22 protein-coding genes are annotated in these 19,259 nt (G+C 65.7%); 4 read left to right on the forward strand and 18 right to left on the reverse strand.

The genetic code is table 11. The features are described from left to right. Nucleotides 1–9: 9 nt before the first annotated feature. A complete protein-coding gene (locus FM104_RS12060) occupies nt 10–612 on the reverse strand; it encodes a TetR/AcrR family transcriptional regulator (protein WP_087132490.1) in 603 nt (200 codons plus the stop codon). Nucleotides 613–714: 102 nt separating this feature from the next. After that, complete coding sequence (thrC, locus tag FM104_RS12065) at nt 715–2,133, reverse strand: threonine synthase (protein ID WP_087132491.1); 1,419 nt, start codon at nt 2,131–2,133, stop codon at nt 715–717. A gap of 349 nt (nt 2,134–2,482) precedes the next feature. Here thrC and FM104_RS16775 point away from each other — a divergent pair, with 349 nt between their 5' ends. Then, entirely contained in the window at nt 2,483–2,839 is a 357-nt protein-coding gene (locus FM104_RS16775; protein ID WP_256971647.1) for a DUF4870 domain-containing protein, read from the forward strand. 45 nt (nt 2,840–2,884) lie between these two features. On the opposite strand, the gene FM104_RS12075 is transcribed toward FM104_RS16775, so the two are convergent. Genes FM104_RS12075 through folE form a run of 4 tightly spaced genes read right to left on the reverse strand, consistent with a single transcriptional unit; the run spans nt 2,885 to nt 6,388 of the window. Further along, nucleotides 2,885–3,649 carry a dihydrofolate reductase family protein gene (locus tag FM104_RS12075; protein WP_087132492.1) on the reverse strand — a complete coding sequence of 255 codons (765 nt, stop codon included), beginning with the start codon at nt 3,647–3,649 and terminating at the stop codon, nt 2,885–2,887. Beyond that, complete coding sequence (gene folP, locus FM104_RS12080) at nt 3,642–4,502, reverse strand: dihydropteroate synthase (RefSeq protein WP_256971641.1); 861 nt, start codon at nt 4,500–4,502, stop codon at nt 3,642–3,644. Before folP ends, FM104_RS12075 begins: the two co-directional genes overlap by 8 nt. 59 nt (nt 4,503–4,561) lie before the next feature. Further along, a complete protein-coding gene (locus tag FM104_RS12085) occupies nt 4,562–5,701 on the reverse strand; it encodes an NAD(P)/FAD-dependent oxidoreductase (protein ID WP_087132494.1) in 1,140 nt (379 codons plus the stop codon). A gap of 33 nt (nt 5,702–5,734) precedes the next feature. Further along, nucleotides 5,735–6,388 carry a GTP cyclohydrolase I gene (gene folE / locus FM104_RS12090; RefSeq protein ID WP_256971642.1) on the reverse strand — a complete coding sequence of 218 codons (654 nt, stop codon included), beginning with the start codon at nt 6,386–6,388 and terminating at the stop codon, nt 5,735–5,737. A gap of 95 nt (nt 6,389–6,483) precedes the next feature. Between folE and FM104_RS12095 the strand changes: the two genes are divergently transcribed. Beyond that, on the forward strand, nt 6,484–6,984 hold the full coding sequence (locus FM104_RS12095; protein WP_087132495.1) for an NUDIX hydrolase: 501 nt from the start codon (nt 6,484–6,486) through the stop codon (nt 6,982–6,984). 40 nt (nt 6,985–7,024) lie between these two features. Here FM104_RS12095 and FM104_RS12100 read toward each other — a convergent pair whose 3' ends face one another. The 5 genes from FM104_RS12100 to arsB all read right to left on the reverse strand — a co-directional run bounded on the left by FM104_RS12100 (nt 7,025) and on the right by arsB (nt 10,193). Then, entirely contained in the window at nt 7,025–7,846 is an 822-nt protein-coding gene (locus FM104_RS12100; protein WP_143738369.1) for a hypothetical protein, read from the reverse strand. A 99-nt stretch (nt 7,847–7,945) separates the two neighbouring features. Next, the gene (locus FM104_RS12105; protein WP_087132497.1) at nt 7,946–8,272 is read right to left on the reverse strand and encodes a hypothetical protein; all 327 of its coding nucleotides are present in this window, start codon (nt 8,270–8,272) and stop codon (nt 7,946–7,948) included. A 60-nt stretch (nt 8,273–8,332) separates the two neighbouring features. Then, a complete protein-coding gene (locus tag FM104_RS12110) occupies nt 8,333–8,740 on the reverse strand; it encodes an arsenate reductase ArsC (RefSeq protein ID WP_087132498.1) in 408 nt (135 codons plus the stop codon). Next, the gene (locus FM104_RS12115; protein ID WP_087132499.1) at nt 8,737–9,099 is read right to left on the reverse strand and encodes an ArsR/SmtB family transcription factor; all 363 of its coding nucleotides are present in this window, start codon (nt 9,097–9,099) and stop codon (nt 8,737–8,739) included. The genes FM104_RS12110 and FM104_RS12115 overlap by 4 nt, the downstream gene beginning before the upstream one ends. Beyond that, the gene (gene arsB, locus FM104_RS12120; RefSeq protein ID WP_256971643.1) at nt 9,096–10,193 is read right to left on the reverse strand and encodes an ACR3 family arsenite efflux transporter; all 1,098 of its coding nucleotides are present in this window, start codon (nt 10,191–10,193) and stop codon (nt 9,096–9,098) included. The genes FM104_RS12115 and arsB overlap by 4 nt, the downstream gene beginning before the upstream one ends. A gap of 166 nt (nt 10,194–10,359) precedes the next feature. On the opposite strand from arsB, the gene FM104_RS12125 reads away from it, so the two are divergent. Continuing rightward, a complete protein-coding gene (locus FM104_RS12125; protein WP_087132501.1) occupies nt 10,360–11,379 on the forward strand; it encodes a zinc-dependent alcohol dehydrogenase family protein in 1,020 nt (339 codons plus the stop codon). Between the two features lie 264 nt (nt 11,380–11,643). Here FM104_RS12125 and FM104_RS12130 read toward each other — a convergent pair whose 3' ends face one another. From FM104_RS12130 to FM104_RS12160, 7 genes are all read right to left on the reverse strand, one after another. Further along, nucleotides 11,644–13,695 carry an ABC transporter ATP-binding protein gene (locus FM104_RS12130; RefSeq protein WP_087132502.1) on the reverse strand — a complete coding sequence of 684 codons (2,052 nt, stop codon included), beginning with the start codon at nt 13,693–13,695 and terminating at the stop codon, nt 11,644–11,646. Continuing rightward, on the reverse strand, nt 13,692–15,425 hold the full coding sequence (locus FM104_RS12135; RefSeq protein ID WP_087132503.1) for an ABC transporter ATP-binding protein: 1,734 nt from the start codon (nt 15,423–15,425) through the stop codon (nt 13,692–13,694). The genes FM104_RS12130 and FM104_RS12135 overlap by 4 nt, the downstream gene beginning before the upstream one ends. A 2-nt stretch (nt 15,426–15,427) precedes the next feature. Next, the gene (locus tag FM104_RS12140) at nt 15,428–16,048 is read right to left on the reverse strand and encodes a TetR/AcrR family transcriptional regulator (RefSeq protein WP_143738371.1); all 621 of its coding nucleotides are present in this window, start codon (nt 16,046–16,048) and stop codon (nt 15,428–15,430) included. Between the two features lie 53 nt (nt 16,049–16,101). Further along, nucleotides 16,102–16,662, reverse strand: a complete 561-nt coding sequence (locus FM104_RS12145; RefSeq protein WP_179206779.1) for a histidine phosphatase family protein — start codon at nt 16,660–16,662, stop codon at nt 16,102–16,104. Nucleotides 16,663–16,681: 19 nt separating this feature from the next. Next, nucleotides 16,682–17,059, reverse strand: a complete 378-nt coding sequence (crcB, locus tag FM104_RS12150; RefSeq protein ID WP_087132506.1) for a fluoride efflux transporter CrcB — start codon at nt 17,057–17,059, stop codon at nt 16,682–16,684. Continuing rightward, a complete protein-coding gene (locus tag FM104_RS12155; protein ID WP_256971644.1) occupies nt 17,056–17,604 on the reverse strand; it encodes a fluoride efflux transporter FluC in 549 nt (182 codons plus the stop codon). The genes crcB and FM104_RS12155 overlap by 4 nt, the downstream gene beginning before the upstream one ends. 151 nt (nt 17,605–17,755) lie before the next feature. After that, the gene (locus FM104_RS12160; protein ID WP_256971645.1) at nt 17,756–18,097 is read right to left on the reverse strand and encodes a VOC family protein; all 342 of its coding nucleotides are present in this window, start codon (nt 18,095–18,097) and stop codon (nt 17,756–17,758) included. A gap of 448 nt (nt 18,098–18,545) precedes the next feature. On the opposite strand from FM104_RS12160, the gene FM104_RS12165 reads away from it, so the two are divergent. Next, the gene (locus FM104_RS12165) at nt 18,546–18,998 is read left to right on the forward strand and encodes an HIT family protein (protein ID WP_087132519.1); all 453 of its coding nucleotides are present in this window, start codon (nt 18,546–18,548) and stop codon (nt 18,996–18,998) included. Nucleotides 18,999–19,259: the final 261 nt, after the last annotated feature.

Below are 19,259 nucleotides of genomic sequence, written 5' to 3' on the forward strand. Positions count from 1 at the left end.
GGGTCCGCGCTACTCGGCGGGTGCGGCGAGCGCGGCGAGCGCCTGGGCCGCTGCGCTGATCGCTGCACGCGCGGCCTCGTCATCGCGATCGACCAGCCAGCTGAGCGTGAAGCCGTCGGAGAGGGCGATCAGCATCCGCGCCACGGTACTGACCGGCAGCATCCACTGCGATCGGGTCGCTTCCGCCGCCCACCGCAGCGAAATCTCGGCGATCTCGGCGTACGCGGTGTACTGGCGCCGCGCGTATTCCATGCGCTCGGGCGTGCGCAGTGCGTGGTGAGTGAGTTCGAGCATCGCCTGCTCGTGCGCGGGGTTCTCACGCAGGTGCGCGAAGTAGCCGGCAAGCCCGGCTTCGATCAGCTCGCGCAGAGTGCCGGCTTCCATGTCCGTTCCCGGCACGACGGCGAGGCGTTCGCGCTCGACCATGGTGAGGATGAGTTCGTCGATGAGCTCGTCGCGGGAGTCGAAAGCGTAGTGAAAGCTCGCCAGCGACATCCCGGCCTCGGCGACGATCGCACGCGTGGTCGCCTGACTGAGCCCTCGGGCTGCGACGACTCGCAGCGCAGCCTCGATCAGTGCGCGTCTGCGCTCGTGCACGGGTGTGTGTGCCATGAGGCTCCTGACCCTCGATATGGGTCACCTGACCCAGTTCAAAGTCTACTCAGCACGCGGGTCCCGCTCAAGGTCCGCCCGTCGGGCAGCTGCCCGCGGAGCTCAGCGCAGCGCGTGCTCGACGATATAGGCGCGCAACGCGGCCTCGTCGTCGGCCATCTCAGTCACGTGTTGCGGAGCATCCATCATCAGTCGCACCTCCGGTGAGAACTCCAGGTCGACGCCGATGGCTTCGGTGATCGTCTCGGCGAACTTCTCTGGCTTCGCGGTCTCGAGGACGAGCATCGGCACGTCCTGCTCGACGAAGGAACGGGCGACATGCACGCCGTCGGCCGTATGCGGATCGATGATCTGCTGAGCGTCCTCGTAGACCGAGCGGATCGTGGCCAAGCGGTCGGCGTGGGTCGAGGTGCCGCTGACGATGCCGAATTCATCCTCGAAGCGCGGCTGCTCGGCGGTGAAGTCGAAGAAGCCATCCGTGTCCAGCGACTTCCATGCATCGGCTACGCCCGAAGCGTCCCGTCCGACCAGGTCGAAGATGAAGCGCTCGAGGTTCGAGGCCTTCGAGATGTCCATCGACGGGCTCGAGGTCGCGTGGGTGTCGGCAGCGGAGCGCGGACGATACACACCAGTGCGGAAGAACTCGTCGAGCACGTTGTTCTCATTCGCCGCGAGCACGAGGCGCCGGATCGGCACCCCCATGCCCTTCGCGAAGAAACCGGAGAGGATATTGCCGAAGTTGCCCGAAGGAACCGTGAACGACACTTCGAAGCCGCGACGGAACTGCGGTTCGACGGCATCTGTCACACGCAGCCATGCCCAGAAGTAGTAGACGGACTGCGCGGCGATCCGCCCGAGGTTGATCGAGTTCACGGCGCCGAGGTTCTGTGCCCGCTTGAAGTCGAGATCGCCGGAGAGCTTCTTGACCAGATTCTGGCAGTCATCGAAGACGCCGGACACGGCGATGTTGCGCACGTTGGCATCCTGCAGCGTGTACATCTGCGCGCGTTGGAATGGGCTCATCCGCCCCTGCGGTGAGAGCATGATCACCGAGATGCGGTCTTTGCCGCGGAGCGCATACTCAGCCGCAGATCCGGTATCACCCGAGGTCGCGCCGATGATGTTCAGCACGCGGTCCTGCTTCTCGAGCACATACTCGAGCACCTGGCCGAGGAACTGCATCGCCATGTCCTTGAACGCGAGCGTCGGGCCCTCAGACAGACCGACCAGCGTGATGCCGTCGCCGATCGAGCGAAGCGGCACAACATCGTCCGGGAAGTCGGCGTATGCCGCCGCCGTCATGCGGTCGAGGTCTTCCCGCGGGATGTCGGTGGCGAACAGCGCGAGAACCTCGGCGGCGAGCTCAGGGTATGTCAGCCCGCGCCAACTCTCCAGCGTCTCTGCACCCACCTGCGAAAGGGTCTCGGGAATGGCGAGCCCGCCATCGGGCGCGAGCCCCTCGAGCAGCGTCTCGCTGAACGACTGCGGCTGCATACCGCCGCGGGTGGAGATGTACTGCACGGGAGAACTCCTCGGGGTCGGCGCTCGGGGGTTCTATTCTCGCAGGATCTGACGCCTCTCGAGACCGAATGACTGCACTGCGGCGGGGCATCCCGTAAGATGCCGATCGATGGGGTAGCTCTGCTGTGACCGCATCCCTGACGAAAGGCCAATGATGACCGATCCGACCCCCGACGGCGTTCCGAACCAGCCTCAGCCCGGCCAGCCTCAGCCCGGCCAGCCGCAGCCTGGTCAGCCTTACGCTGGCCAGCCGCACCCAGGTCAACCGCAGCCTGCCCAGCCTCAACCTGGCCAGCCGTACGCCGGCCAGCCTCAGCCCGGCCAGCCGCAGCCAGTACCAGCCGCCCCACTGACCGCACAGGAAGATAATCAGTGGGCGATGCTCTCGCACTTCCTGAACATCATCCTGCTGATCCCCGCGCTGATCATCTACATCGTCTTCAAGGACCGCGGCCCGCGCGTCGCAGTCGAGAGCAAGGAAGCGCTGAACTGGACGATCAACGTCAGCGGCGCCGTCATCATCCTCAACATCCTGGCGGCGATCCTGGGGTTCATCCCGATCATCGGGCTCATCATCGGACTGCTGGTGGTGCTGCTGGTCTGGGCCGTGATCATCGTCAACATCATCTTCTCGATCATCGGCGGGCTGAAGGTCAAGAACGGCGGCAGCTACCGCTACCCGGTGAACTACCGCTGGATCAAGTGACCGAACCGCTGGGGTGCGCACTCATTCGTGCCCACCCCAGCGGTCTCAGTCGCGCACGTAGTGCAGCAGCAGTTCATCCCCTGCCCGCAGCACGGATGACAGTGTCATCGCCGTCGGAGCAGCGGCCGCGCTCGCAGTGATGCGCCCGGCATCGCCGGCCTCCAGCGTCGGAGCGAAGGTCAGGTGGAGTGCGTCCACGGCCCCGGCCACGAGCATCGCCCCGAACAGATGCGGCCCGCCTTCGGCATGGATGCGGTGCAATCCTCGTGCGGCGAGGTCTTCCCGCATCCGCATCGGGTCGACGTCGTCCTCGCCGACGTCGACGACGTCTGCGACTTCGGCGAGCGCAGCTCTGCGCCCCTCCGCGGCAGATGCCGCGGTGTACACGATCGGGCGGACGGGCGCGTCGGCGAACATCTCCGACGTCGGGTCCAGATCCAGGCTGCGGCTGACCAGCACGAAAGTCGGATGCGGCGGCAGGCCGGCATCCACCCGCCAGGCCACCGACTCGGCGTCGACGCGCATGGCGGAATAGCCCTCATTGCGCGCCGTGCCCGCGCCGACCACGACGACGTCGGCGCCACGACGCTGAAGGTCGAACAGGCGCCGGTCAGCGGGATCGCCGAGCCCGCCGGAAAGCCCATCGCGCGTTGCCGCGCCGTCGATGCTCGACACGAAGTTGGCGCGCAGCCAGGTGCGGCCGCCAGGAAACCGCAGATGCTCGAGCAGTTCGTCATCGTCGAGAGCGGATGCCGGGTCGGGCCACACGCGGTCGATCGCCGCGTCTTGAGAACGTCGTGGCTCAGACATTGCGCGTCGGGTGCATGTTGTGTTCGAGGCGCACGGGGGCCCGCATACCGAGAATGGCTTCTGTCACACGAACAGCATCCACCGTCTCAGCGATGTCATGCATGCGCACGATCCGCGCGCCGCGCATGATGCACGCGGTCATCGCCGCCAGAGATCCAGCGAGACGCTCTCCCTGCGGTCGGTCGATCGACTCTCCGATGAAGTCCTTGTTCGACACCGCGGCCAGCAGCGGCAAACCGATCGCGGCGATCTCATCGAGCCGACGGGTGATCTCCAGCGAGTGCAGCGTGTTCTTGTCGAGGTCGTGACCCGGGTCGATGATGATGCGCTCACGCGGCACGCCAGTGGCTTCTGCGCGCGCGACTCTCTCGATGAGAAAAGCACGCACTTCGGCGACGACGTCGTCGAAGTGCGCTGGGGGCTTCTCGACCCGCGGCGGACCGACACTGTGCGTGATGACCACGTGCGCCTGGCTGCGCGCGAGCACCTCCGCCATGCGCGGGTCGCCGAGGCCGCTGGTGTCATTGATCACTGCGGCGCCCGCATCGATGGCACGCTCGGCGACATCCGCCCGATTGGTGTCTACCGAGATGACGATGTCGGGTCGGGCGGCCGTGATCGCGCTGACCACCGGCACGACGCGCTCGATCTCGTCCTCCACCGAGACGACGGGCCCGCGCCCGAATGGCACGCCGCCGACGTCGACCCAGTCGGCGCCCAGGTCGGCGGCGCGCAGCGCGCTCTCCACCGCCCGGTCCAAGGCGAAGGTCGCACCCTTGTCGTAGAACGAGTCCGGGGTGCGATTCACCACGGCCATCACCGCGACCTGACGCGCGAAGTCGAACTCGCGCATGCCTATTCGTCGCACGCCAGCCGTGGTGCTGTCCGCTCGCGGGTTCGCTGACACCTGGGTCATCGCGCCGTCCCGACGCTGTCTCTGACGGCATCCGACGAGTCCCAGTCGTTGGCGTGCATCGCCGCGCTCACGACACCGTCCTTGACCCAGTACGCGCGGAACGCGCCGCCGTCTGCGACGTCGAGGTCTCCCTCGATGTCGACCCGGTCGTAGCCGTCAGGCCCGACGCTGCCGAAGTACTCCATGCCCAGATCGTACTGATCGGTGAAGAAGTAGGGCAGGTGGGTGTACTGCTCGTTTCCGCCGGCAAGGTTGTGGGCGGCGACCTTGCCCTGCTCGATCGCGGTGTCCCAGTGCTCGACGCGGATGCGTCGGCCGAGCACCGGATGCTGCTGAGTGGCGACGTCGCCAATGGCGTAGATGTCCGGGTCGGAGGTGCGCAGGTTCTCATCGACGAGGATGCCGCGGTCGATGGACAGCCCTGCCTGCTCGGCAAGCTCGGTCGAGGGGATCGCCCCGATGCCGACCACCACGACATCCGCGGCAGTGAGAGCAGCTTCGTCGACCGAGGTGCTCAGCCGCAGGTCGACCCCGTGGTGGCGGTGCAGGTCGGCGAACGACTGCGCGATCTCGGGCCCGAGCACCCCCAGCAGCGGCAGCTCCGAGACCTCGAAGATCGTCACCTCGGCGCCGCGCTGACGGGCGGCGGATGCGACTTCGAGGCCGATCCAGCCCGCGCCGACGATGACGACCTTCGCGCCGGGCACCAGTGCCGCGCGCAGCCGCGCGTTGTCTTCGACGGTGCGCAGGTAGACGGGATCCGCGACCCGGTCCGCGACGTCGAAGTGACGGGCGGATGCTCCGGTGGCCAGCAGCAGCTTGTCATAGCTCTGCTCGGTGGAATCGCCCCCGGCGACCGGTTCGGTGCGCAGTGTGTGCGCGGTCGGGTCGATCGACACGACCTTCACGCCGCGCTCGAGGCGCACGTTGTTCTCGCGGTACCAATCCTCGTCGTGCACCTGTGCACTGTCGGCCTCCTTGTCGCCGATGAGCACTTCTTTCGACAGCGGTGGACGCTCGTACGGCAGGTGGTCTTCGGCAGCAAAGATCACCACGTCTCCGTCGTAGCCCTGGGCGCGAAGTTCTGTGGCAGCGGTGGCCCCGGCGAGCCCGCCTCCGACGATGGCGATAGTCATGCTGATTCCTTTCCGATCAACGTCGTGGATTGTTCAGCGCGTGCGATCCGCGGCGAGCGCGAAGAACTCGGCTCGCGAGCGGGCATCGTCGCGCAGCGTTCCGCGCAGCGCCGACGTCGTGGTGTTCGCGCCGGTCGCGCGCGCACCGCGCAGCGTCATGCAGCTGTGTGCAGCTTCGATGACGACGCCGATGCCTCGCGGCTGCAGGCGAGCCGCCAGAGCATCCGCGATCTGCACCGTCAAGCGCTCCTGCGTCTGCGGTCGGCACGCGTAGTGGTCGACCATCCGCGGGATCTTCGACAGCCCGACCACCCGTTCATCTGGCAGGTACGCGACGTGCGCCACGCCGGTGAACAGCAGCAGGTGGTGCTCGCACAGGGAGCGAACCGGAATGTCGCGGATCAGCACCAGCTCGTCATAGCCCTCGGCGTTCGAGAAGGTGGTGAAGTCGAAGGGCTCCGGTGTCAGTAGCTCGGCATAGGCTTCGGCGAAACGGCGTGGCGTGCGTGCGAGATCGGGAGTCTCGGGCGCATCCGCGTCGATGCCGAGCGCCTGCAAGAACAGCCGACCTGCGCGTTCGGCAGCGTCGAGATCGACCGGCCGCGGCGCGGCTTCGATGCGCGTGCGCTTCGGCGCAGTGGGAGAGAGCACAACCTCATCGCTCTCGGGAACAATCGTCATCGTCATCGCCGACCTCCTGTGCGTCTGCCTCCATCAGACACCCGATTGCGTTCTAAATGCAAGTCCAATATATTTTAGAGATCGAGCAGACGAAGGATGGCATGAACGAGCGCGCGCAGACAGTTTCGGATTCGGGGGCCCCTGCCCCGCACACCTTCGCCCTGATTCCCGCGGCATACGTCTATCTGCGCAGTGCGCAGGGCGTGCTGCTGCAGTTGCGACAGAACACCGGATACATGGACGGATGCTGGGCCGCCGGCGCGGCTGGCCATATCGAGCGCGGCGAAACGGCCGTGCAGGCGGCCATCCGCGAGTTGCGCGAAGAGCTGGGCGTCACCGTCGAGCCCGCTGCCCTCCACTGGGTGGCTGTGATGCAGCGCACCGACGGCACCGAAAACCCCCGCGAGCAGCGCGTGGACTGGTTCTTCACCTGCGACGAGTGGCGCGGCGAACCCACGATCGCCGAACCCCAGAAATGCGGCGGGCTCGCCTGGCATCCGCTCGACGACCTGCCGCAGGAGATGCCGCCGCATGAGCGACGCGCGTTAGAAGCTGTCGACGCGGGCGGGTCTACTGCGCTGCTCTCCTTCGGGCCCGCCTGACGTTAGCCTGGCCGCAACGCGCTCCGCGCCGACAGCCCGTTCACAGTTCGGTCCTGCGGTTGTTCACCTCGTACCAGGCCAGCCCGTACTCGTCCGCGATACGGGCTGCGACTCGTTCGGCCTTGTCAACAGATCCCTGATCACTGGCGTCTGATGTGAGCCATACGGCCACACCGTCGTCGCTCACTTCGACGACTTCGACGAGCTCCGTCTTCTCGAACTCCTGCCACCACTGCACCCATTGCGGATAGGCGTTCTCTTCTGGTGAGAGCGCGGTATTGACCGCTCTCGAGCCGACGCGGAATCGGGGCTTTGCCTCCTTGTTCACCAAGACGACGCGCAACCGCTCCGGGTTGTGCTCGGCGATCGCTTGGGAGGCGGCAGTGAAGCTCTCGACACTATCGAGGGGGACGGTGAGGCTGCCCCGATTCGTGGATACCGGAACCCCCAGCTCCGATTCGATCCACTCCGCCAGCTCGAGCCCGGCAGCGCCAGCATCTGTGTGATCGGATCCGGTGTCGCCGCCGATTGCGATCTGCATGTCGGCCCAGATTCCGGAGCTGCTCTCGCGCAGCATCCGCTCCGCGCCGTCTGCGGCACCCACGTCACCCGCGACCGTGGCGACGAGCCCCTTATCGTCGAGGACGATCGTGCCGAACGGATGCGCCGCATCGACCGCACGCAGGTCTGCCAGCACCTGCAGCGCCTTCGGCTGCGGAGTGCTCGACAGCGAAAGATGCTGCGTCTCGATCGAGACGGACACGTCTTTGAGATGCTGAACAATCGCCTGGGAGACGTCGAGGGCACCGCTCGCGCGCAGGCCGTCGCCTTGCAGCGTGACGTTGAGGCGTCCGTCTGCCACCGGCGGAATCCTGACGGTCACCGATTCGCCGGTCGCGCCGACATCACGTGCCACAGCAATGACAGACCTTCCGATGGTCGGGCAGGCGCCACGGATGTGCTACATCATGACGGTTGCCGCGTCGGCCTTCACATGAAACTCGAAGTACACGGAGGCAGTCGCCATCTGCACCTGGCCGCATGCCGCCTTGACGACAGCATCGAGCACCTTCTCATCAGCGGGAATCGTGACCTTCATCGACGCTGTGGTCGTGAACGGCAGCGGCCTCTGGACACTGGCCGTCACGTCAATTACGCCGGGCACGCCAGCGAGCGCGTCGCGATACGCATCGACATCTTCTTCCGACTGCGCGCAGGCCGTGAGCCCGAGGCTCAGCGTGCAGATCGCAGCGAGCGCGACAATAGGTCTGAAAAACTTCTTGAACATGGATCCCCCGCGCCCAGACTATCGGCGCTGCGGGGTACCGACGGACACGCGGCGGGCGGCTCAGACCAGTTCGTCGACGAGCAGCTCGATGCGCTTTCGGATGTCGTCGCGGATCGGGCGCACGGCCTCGATTCCCTGACCGGCAGGGTCGTCGAGCACCCAGTCCTCGTAGCGTTTGCCGGGGAAGATCGGGCAGGCGTCACCGCATCCCATCGTGATCACGACATCCGACGCCTTCACGGCCTCGGTCGTCAGCACTTTGGGTGCTTCGGTGGTGATGTCGATGCCCAGTTCTGCCATCGCCTCGACGGCGATCGGATTGATTTCAACGGCCGGCAGGGAGCCGGCCGAGCGCACCTCGATGCGACCGGCAGCGATCTCACGCAGAAATCCCGCAGCCATCTGCGAGCGGCCGGCGTTGTGCACGCAGACGAAGAGGACGGACGGGGTGGCGGATGCTGCGGTCATGACTGCTCCTGGATGAGATCGTCGACGAGCAGCGCGAGCAACGCGGTGACTGCGCTTCGCCGCTCGGGGGTGATTCGGTACCAGACCCACGTGCCACGACGCTCCGATACGAGCACGTCGACGTCTTTGAGGACCTTCAGGTGGTGAGAGACCGTGGGCTGGGAGAGATCGGCGAGGGCCGAGAGATCGCACACGCAGCACTCGCCGCGCGGGTCGGCGGCGATCGCCGACAGCATCCGCAAACGCAGCGGATCGGCCAGCGCCTTCAGAATCGCGGCGACCGCTGACGCGGCTTCCTGACCGATCGCATGAGTAGCGACGGGTGCGCAGGCTGCATCCACGAGAGGGAGGGGCTTCATGACGGTATCCGATCTGCTGCGGGCGACGCCGCGGCTGTCCGCGGGTCGACGTGGAACCAGCTTCGCGCCAACCAGAGCGAGACGTAGACCAGCCCGACGAGGATCGGCACTTCGATGAGCGGCCCGACGACGCCGGCGAGGGCCTGCCCCGATGCGGCGCCGAAGGTGGCGATCGACACGGCGATGGCGAGTTCGAAGTTGTTGCCGGCTGCGGTGAAGGCCAGCGTGGTCGAGCGTGCGTAGCCGAGGTTCAACGCTCGGCCGGAGAGGATGCCGGCGAACCACATGACCGCGAAGTAGACCAGCAGCGGCAGCGCGATGCGGCCGACATCCCACGGGTGCGACGTGACCTGTTCGCCCTGCAGCGCGAACAGCAGAACGATGGTGAACAGCAGCCCGTACAGAGCCCACGGTCCGATCCGGGGCAGGAACTTCTCCTCGTACCAGGGGCGCCCCTTGCGACGCTCGCCGATGAGTCGGGAAGCGAAGCCGGCGGCGAGCGGGATGCCGAGGAAGATCAGCACGTTCAGTGCGATCTGACCGACCGAGATCTCGAGCCCCTGGGTGTCGAGCCCGAGCCACCCGGGCAGCACCGAGAGATAGAACCAGCCGAGCAGCGCGAACGCGATCACCTGGAAGACGGAGTTGATTGCGACCAGCACGGCCGCAGCCTCACGATCGCCGCAGGCGAGGTCGTTCCAGATGATGACCATCGCGATGCAGCGGGCGAGGCCGACGATGATGAGGCCGGTGCGGTACTCGGGCAGGTCAGGCAGGAAGACCCAGGCGAGGGCGAACATCATCGCCGGGCCGATCAGCCAGTTGAGCACCAGCGAGGCGAACAGCAGTTTTTTGTCGCCCATGACTGTCGCCACGCGGCCGTAGCGCACCTTCGCGAGCACCGGGTACATCATCACCAGCAGCCCGAGCGCGATCGGCAGCGAGATACCGCCTACTTCGAGACGCGCAAGAAGGTCCGAGACGCCGGGGATGAAACGCCCCGTGATGAGGCCTGCCACCATGGCGAGCCCGATCCACAGCGGCAGCCAGCGGTCGAGGGCGGAAAGGCGATCGGGGGCGGCGGGTGCGGCCACTCCTGCTTGTATCGACACTTGTCTATATTGACGGAACTCGATTCAGTGGGCAAGTTCAGCGCTACAGCCACGAGATATCGTGCTCGGCTCTTCCCCCGACCCACCACAGTGCCCAGACTGGAGGAAAGACAGCGGATCCTCGTCCGCCGAACAGAGGGAGCAGCACATGCGCGGAGTAGTCATGCACGGACCCGGTGATGTACGGGTCGAAGAGCGAGAGAAGCCGACGATCACCCGCCCGACAGATGCGGTGATCAAGCTCGCCGCCACGTGCATCTGCGGCTCTGACCTGTGGCCGTACCGCGGCGCGGACAAGGTCGATGCCACGCCGATGGGCCACGAGTACGTCGGCGTCGTCGAGCAGATCGGCGACGCCGTGAAGAACGTGCGCGTCGGCGATTTCGTGGTCGGGTCGTTCATGGCATCCGACAACACCTGCGAGATCTGCGCAGCCGGGTATCAATCGCGATGCGTGCACGTCGTGCCGATGGGCCGCGTCGGCACGCAGGCCGAGTACGCGCTGATCCCGCACGCGGATGGCACGCTGGTCGCGACTCCCGGCCAGCCGGATGCAGATCTCATCCCCTCGCTGCTGGCCGCCTCAGATGTGCTCGGCACCGGGTGGTTCGCCGCCGTCGCGGCCGAAGTCGGGCCCGGCAAGACCGTTGCCGTCGTCGGCGATGAGGCAGTGGGCCTGCTCGGCATCCTCGCCGCGTCGCAGCTGGGGGCGGAGCGGATCATCGCGATGGGCCGGCACGCCGACCGGCAGGAGCTGGCGCGGAGATTCGGTGCGACGAACATCGTGGAAGAGTGCGGCGACGCCGGCGTGGAGAAGATCAAGGAGCTCACCGACGGCCTCGGTGCGCATTCGGTCATCGAGGCAGTCGGCACCCAGGAATCGATGATGCAGGCGATCCATTCTGCGCGACCGGGCGGACACGTCGGCTTCGTCGGCGTCTCGCACGACGTGTCGCTGCCGGGACGCGAGATGTTCTATTCGACTGTGCACCTGCACGGTGGCCCCGCACCGGTGCGCCGGTTTCTCCCCGATCTCATCCAGCTCATCTGGGACCGCAAGATCGATCCGGGAGCGGTGTTCGACCTCACGCTGCCGCTCGAGCAGGCCGCCGAGGGCTACCGCGCGATGGACGAGCGCCGCGCGACCAAGGTCCTGCTGACCCTCTGACCCGTCTGACCGTCTGCTGGCCGGCGGCTCGGCCCGGGTCCCGTGGCTCCGGTCGCAATTTGTCCCGCTCACCTGGGAAACGGGCGGGACATATCGCGACCGGAACGGCATGATGGGGCGGTTGCCGGCGGTCGGGGGCTCAGCCCAGGTCCCGCGGCTCCGGTCGCAATTTGTCCCGCGCATCCGCGAATCGGGCGGGACATATTGCGACCGGAACGGCATGGTGCGGCGGTCGCCGGAGGGCGGATGCTGCGCAGCATCCGCTCAGGACGTCGAGCCGCTTCCGGGGGCGGCGGGGTCTTCGAGCACCACCGCATCCATCGGCGCGTCGAACTGGGCGTTGTAGAGACGCCAGTACGCGCCTTCGGCCTCCAGCAGCTGCTGGTGATCGCCCTGCTCCACGATCGCACCGTTCTCCAACACCAGGATGAGATCGGCATCGCGAATGGTCGAGAGCCGGTGCGCGATGACGAAGGCCGTGCGGTCTTCGCGCAGCCGTGACATCGCCCGCTGAATCAGCAGCTCGGTGCGAGTGTCGACCGATGAAGTCGCTTCATCGAGGATGAGCAGTCGCGGATCGGCGAGGAACGCGCGCGCGATCGTCACCAGCTGCCGCTCCCCCACGGAGAGGTTCGTGGCCTCGTCATCCAGCACCGTCTCGTAGCCATCGGGGAGCATGTGCACGAACCGGTCGACATACGCCGCCGTCGCCGCCTCGACCATCTGCTCCTCGGTCGCGTCCGGGCGGCCGTACATGATGTTGTCGCGAATGGTTCCCGCGAACAGCCAGGTGTCCTGCAGCACCATGCCGGTGCGTGCACGCAGATCATCCCGGGTCATCTGGCGGGTGTCGACAACATCCGCCCCGCTTTCGGACGAGCCCAGCGCGATCTTTCCGGAATCGACGTCGTAGAACCGCATGATGAGATTCACCAGGGTCGTCTTGCCGGCGCCGGTCGGGCCGACGATCGCGACCGTGCTGCCAGGGCGGGCCGACAGGCTCAGCCCCTCGATCAGCGGCTTCTCTTCGGAGTAGCGGAACGAGACGTCGTCGAACTCCAGGTGGCTGGCGTCGGACGGCACGGTGGATGCCGGGTCAGCATCCGCCGTCTGCTCGGGCTCATCGAGCAGTTCGAAGACCCGCTCGGCGCTGGCGACGCCGGACTGCAGCAGGTTGACCATCGAGCCGAGCTGACTGAGTGGCTGCGTGAACTGGCGCGCGTACTGGATGAACGCCTGCACGTCGCCGATCGACATCGCCCCGCCCGCGACCTGGAGGCCGCCGACGACGGCGATACCGACATAGACGAGGTTTCCGACGAAGGTCATGCTCGGCATGATGATGCCCGAGATGAACTGCGCACCGAAGCTCGCCTTGTAGACGCGACGGTTCTCTTCGCTGAACGCCGCCTCGACGGCCTGCTGGTGACCGAACACCTTGACGACCGCGTGCCCGGAGTACGTCTCCTCGATGCGGGAATTGAGGATGCCGGTCTGCTTCCACTGCTCGACGAACAGCTTCTGCGAGCGTCGGGCGACGAGCACCGTGATGAGGATGGTGAGCGGGATCGTGACCAGCGCGATCACCGCAAGCAGCGGTGAGATGAGGAACATCATCAGCAGCACGCCGATCACGGTGAGCAGCGAAGTGATCACCTGCGACAGCGTCTGCTGCAGCGACTGGCCGATGTTGTCGACGTCGTTCGTGACGCGGCTGAGCAGCTCGCCGCGCTGCACGCGGTCGAAGTAGCTCAGCGGCAGGCGGTGGATCTTGTCTTCCACCTGCAGACGCAGTCGGTGCATCGCGCGCTGCACGACCACGTTCAGAATGCGCGCCTGCACGAGCGAGAAGAGGCTGGCCAAGACGTAGACCGACACGACGAAGAGCAGGATCAGGCTGAGCTGCCCGAAGTCGATGCCCTGGCCCGGCACGAAGTCCATCGCGCGCAGCATGTCTGCCTGATCGCCGTGCCCTGACGCGGAGAGCTGCTTGATGACGTCGGCCTTGCTGACGCCCGACGGGAACTGCAGCGAGATGAATCCGGCGAACACGATGTTCGTGCCCTCGCCGAGCAGCTTCGGTCCGATGACCGTGAGCCCGACACTCACCACACCGAGAGCGATGACGAGGACGACCTTCGAGAGATCGCGTCGCAGTGTCGCGAGCAGGCGCTTCGCCGAGGGCAGGAAGTTCTGCGCCTTGGCCACGGGCGCGCCGCGCATCGCGGCGCCGCCCATCGGACCTCGGCCGCCGGGCGGACCTCGGCCGCCGGCCGGAGCGGCGGGGGCTGCGGGGGTGCGCTTCGGGTCGCTCATGATGCCGCCTCCACGCTCTCCTGAGATTCGACGATCTCGCGATACGTCTTGCTCGTCTCCAGCAGATCTCGATGCCGCCCTATCCCGACGATCTCGCCGTGATCGAGCACGACGATCTGATCGGCATCGCGGATCGTGCTGACGCGCTGCGCGACGACGAGCTGCGTCACGTGCGGCAAGTGGGTGTGCAGCGCCCGGCGCAGAGCGGCATCGGTGGCGACATCGAGAGCCGAGAACGAGTCGTCGAAGATGTAGATCTCGGGCTGCTTCACGAGTGCGCGGGCGATGGCGAGACGCTGGCGCTGACCGCCGGAGACATTCGTGCCGCCCTGGGCGATCAGCTCTTCCAGGCCGAGTGGCATCGCCTCGACGAAGTCGCGGGCCTGGGCGATCTCCAGCGCGTGCCAGAGGTCGTCGTCCGTGGCATCCGCATTGCCGTATCTGAGGTTCGATGCGATCGTGCCCGAGAACAGGAATGCCCGCTGCGGCACCAGTCCGATGCGCCGCCACAGCTCGTCGGGGTCGAGTTCGCGCACGTCGGTGCCATCGACGCGCACGGCGCCTGCCGTGACGTCGAAGAGCCGCGGCACGAGGCCGATCAGGGTGGATTTACCCGCGCCGGTCGAGCCGATGATCGCGGTGGTCGTGCCCGGTTCGACGGCGAAGCGGATGCCGCTGAGCACCGGCTTGTCGGCGCCGGGGTACGTGAACTCGACGTCATCGAAGACGATCGCGCCGTTCGTGAGTTCCGGTGTCGCGGGCGACGTCGGGGCGATCACCGAAGTATCCGTGCGCAGCACTTCGCTGATGCGGTTCGCGCAGACCGCGGCGCGCGGGATCATCACGAACATGAAGGCGGCCATCATCACGCCCATCAGAATCTGCATCAGGTACTGCAGGAAGGCGAACAGGGTGCCGATCTGCGCATTGCTGTTCTGCACCTCAGACGCGCCGAACCAGATCACGGCGACGCTCGAGATGTTCATTACGAGCATGATCGCCGGAAACATCAGGGCCATCAGGTTTCCGGCGCGGATGCCCATCTCGGCGACGCCCTCGCTGGCGGTCTCGAAGCGCTTGCGCTCTTCGCACTCGCGGACGAAGGCACGGATAACGCGGATGCCGGTGAGTTGCTCTCGCAGAATCTGATTGACCCGGTCGATGCGCTTCTGCATCTGCTGGAACGCCGGCACCATGCGCACGACGATCAGGCTCACCAGAATGAGCATGATCGGGATGCTGACCACCATCAGCCACGACAGGCCGACATCCTGACGGACGGCCATGATCACCCCGCCGATCGCGAGCATGGGTGCCGAGATCATCAGCGTCGACGTCATCTGCACGAGCATCTGCACCTGCTGCACGTCGTTCGTATTGCGCGTGATCAGCGATGGCGGCCCGAACTGCCCCATCTCCTGCTGCGAGAAGCCGACCACGCGGTGGAACAGTGCGGCGCGCAGATCGTGGCCGATACCCATCGCCAGTCGCGATCCGAAATAGACGCCGACGATGGCGCACGCGACCTGCACGAGGGTGACGATCAGCATCATGCCGCCGGTGGACCAGATGTAGTCGATGTCGCCGGTGACGACGCCGTTGTCGATGATGTCGGCGTTCATCGTGGGCAGCTGCAGTGAGGCGATCGACTGCGCGAGCTGGAACACGACGACCGCGATGATCAGCGGCCAGGCCGGCTTGAGGTAGGTGACCAGGAGTCTCCAGAGCATGGTCAGTTCTTCTTTCCGTCATCCGCCGTGCTGCGGCGCGGTCTTCCGGCGATGCCGTAGAGCGCGAAGTCGACGAGTTCTTCGTCGCTGAGCGCGGCGCCATCGCCGAGCTGCGGTGCGGATGCTGCGATCACGAGCAGGCGGATGAGAGCGCCGAGCTTGCGAGGAGGAATCTGCAGCTGCGCAGCATCCGCCGTGAAGATCTGCGCTGCGGTCTCTTCGAACCCGCCGCTCGGGCGGCGCTTCATGTACTGCCGCGCTTCGCCGGGGTCGAGCAGCGACAGCATGGCGAACATCCCTTTGGCGCGACCGCGTGCGTGCCGGATGACCGCGTGCAGCCGCTCTTCGATGCTGAGGCCTGCGGTACTGATCTCAGGCACCAGCGTGTCATTCGCGTGGTCGAAGAAGACGTCGACGACGGCGCGGATGAGCGCGTCTTTATCGCCGTAGGCGCGGAAGATCGTGCCCTCGGCGATGCCGAGATGGTCTGCGAGCTGCTTGGTCGTCACCGACGATCCCTGTTCGATGAACAGCGGGATCGCCGCGGTCGCGATCATCTCGCGACGCTGCTCGATCGTCATCGGACTGGCGCGGCCGCCTGGGCGCTTCTCGGTCTTCTGCACATCGAGAACTCTAATGAGTGAGCACTCACTCCGCAAGAGCGATGTGGCGAACGTCAGGCCCGATTGTCGACGGAGACGACCCGCCAGCCGTCAGAGTCATGCGCGATCTCCGCCCACGACCCGGTCTCCGCTTCGACGTGCAGGCCTGGCTGGATGCGCTCGAGGAGCGGGCGGATGACCGCATCGTGCGTGACGATCGCGACCGCTCCGACACCCGACTCGGCGAGGGCGTCGAGTCCGCGCAGAGCGCGATCGAGAACGATCTGCTCATCTTCCACACCCGGGGCCGCGCTCACGCTGCCCCATTCCGCGATGACCTCGGTCTTCACCTGGCCCGTCCACGGGCCGTAATCGCGATCGTTGAAGGCCATGTCGATTTCGTGCGCCATGCCACTGGCATCCGCAATGATCTGCGCCGTGCGCATCGCGCGCTGCAGAGGACTCGAGAGCACCCGTGCAAGCTCGAACGGAACGAGGGCTGCCGCAGTCGCCTGCACTTCGCCGATGCCGGTTTCATCGAGTTCGGGATCGGCGAGGCCTCGCAGGCGCCCCTCGGCGTTGAGCGCGGTGCGTCCGTGTCGCACCAGGAGAACCCGGGTGGAATTGGTGGTCATATCGACTCCTGTCTTGTGGTCAGGCGAGGCTTCCGAGCCAGAATCCCAGTGCGGCCAGGGCGGTTGCCCCCACCAGAACTCCGAGACCATTGGCTGTTCCCGCCACCCACTTCCGTTCTTGCAGAAGGCGGATCGTCTCGAAGCTCGCGGTGGAGAACGTGGTGTACCCGCCGAGGAAACCGGCACCCACGATCAGATGAACTGATCCGGGCAGCAGCTGGCTGGAGGTGAATCCGGTGAGCAGGCCGAGCAGAAGGGATCCGCTGAGGTTGAGCATGATCGTTCCCCACGACATCGTGCCGCGGGTTCGGGAGCGGATAACCCCGTCGAGGAAGAATCGGGATGCGCAGCCCAGTCCGCCGGCCGCGGCGATGCTGAGGAAGAGGAGCGGGGTCATGCGCGGCGCTCCGCCCGGGTGCGGTGCGTGGTCGCGGCGACCAGTATTCCGACCCAAGTCGCGACGCCCCCCAGCAGAACCGTGCTCAGCGCGTACCCGATGCCCAGCGCCGTCTGGCCTGCGTCGAGAAGCAGCACGGCGTCGGTGGCCAAGGCACTGTAGGTGGTGTATCCGCCGATGAGCCCCGTGCCGAGCAGCAGTCGAAGCGTACGGCGCCGGCCATGGTCGGGGCCGCGGCGCGCGAGGGCGTCGAGAAGGATGCCGAGTACAAACGCTCCGGTGAGATTTGCTGTGAGGATCGCCCAGGGAATGCCGCCTGCGGCTGGAAAGGCGAGCGTCAGCGCCTCGCGGGCCGCGACGCCGGCAACCCCGCCGGCGAACACCAGAGCCAACGACGACGCGCGCAGGTGCATCGGTTGCGGCTCACCAGCCGAGCCCTGGTCGACTTCGATATCGGAGTCGAGAGGGAGTGGGGTGATCGGGTCCTCTTCGGGAGCGCGGGACCGGATCGGATCGGCACCTGCCACCGGATCAAACGCGTTCATGGGGTCTCCTACCGTCAGTGCGCATACACGCTGTTCGGGTAGGGACTGTTGTCGGAAATCCGAGGTTTGGACCGGCGAGCCCCACCGCCGTGACATCGAGATGTCGTTCCGATCATCTCACGTCGATGATGTCGCATGATGTGGCATCCCTTTACGAGCCATGCTGGGCGACGTTGATCACCTGTCCATCCGGGCTCCGGACGAAGAACCGACGGATGCCCCACGGCTCATCGGTAACTGGATGCACAATCTCATATCCATGTCGTTGAGTCTCTTGGTATGCGGCATCCACATCGTCGACTTTGATCGTCATGACCGAGTCTTCCGGTGCCGTTGCGTCCCGGGTCACGACTTGGACGCATGCGCTTGAGTCGGCCGACGCAAAGCGCGCCACCCATCCCTGGTCCATTGCGTCTTCCGTCAGCCCGAGGAGTCCGAAGAACTCTCTCGCCCGCTCAACGTCTTCGGTGTGCAGATTGGTGATGGCTTCCATTGCTCTCATCACCCAAGTCTCACACCGCACGCGGTCCTACGGCGAGCAAGAAGAGTGTCCGATCTCACGAGAGTTGTCGGTTGGTGAGACAGAGCATCCCCGGAAAGACGGGCGAGTGGTGCGCTACCGAGACTTCCGGTTGTCTCACGAAACTTGTCGGGAATCGAGTTTCGCTCTCAGCTGCCTAAAAGGTCGGGCGCACCATTTCGGCGCAACAGGTTCCGGCAGAGGTTTTCGGCGGGTGCGCAACCGGCGTGTCGTGCAATCGTGTCGATGTCCGAAGTCGTCGGCACTTCTGTCCGAAGTCCTCAACACGCGTGTGCATCAGCCGATCCCACGGGGTGGGGCAACTGTCGCATATCCCATGGGTTATGAGACCGCCGAGGTTATGCGACACCGAGCAGCACTGTCGGCCGAGCTGGTCGGCCGCATAGGGCATCATGGGCCCATGATTGAAACCGGATCCGGAGACGCCGCCGACGAGAACTGCGTGTTCTGCGAAATTGTCGCGGGGCGGATCCGTAGTGACAAGGTTGCCGAAGATGCGAGCACACTGGCTTTCATGGACATCGATCCTGGAGCTGATGGGCACCTGCTTGTCATTCCCAAACAACACAGCGCCGACCTTCTTAGCGTTTCGCCCGAAGATTTGATGGCGACCACACTGGCCGCTCAGCGGATCGCGAAGGTGATGTATACCCAACTTGGAGCCGAGGGCGTGAATCTGCTCAACTGTTGCGGCACCGCTGGGTGGCAGACCGTCTTTCATTTTCACCTGCACGTGATTCCGCGGTACCGCGACAAGAGCAAGGATCGTCTGGAGTTGCCTTTCGAGCCGGGCATGCCCTCCGATGCCGATGCCAGAGCACGATACGCGCAGCTCCTGTCGGCAGTTGTGTAATCGCCCCGCCTCATGACCGTCGTAGACGATCGTTTCGCGGCGGCCATCTCTTCCAGCAGAGAGCGCAGTGACGCGTCCCAGGTTCTGTGCCGCCGCGAAGATAGCCACATACGCCCCCGCAAGTGTCTCGCAACCCTAGGGTTGCGAGACGTCTCATCTGCCTGAGTGTTGAGGACTTCGGACACTGACATGGTTCGCGAGTTTCCCAGGCTCGGCGATTCTCACAACTATGTCTCACAAGTGATTGACAAGATACGAGTA

The sequence above is a fragment of the Microbacterium esteraromaticum genome (assembly GCF_900163815.1).
GTDB lineage: Bacteria > Actinomycetota > Actinomycetes > Actinomycetales > Microbacteriaceae > Microbacterium > Microbacterium esteraromaticum_B.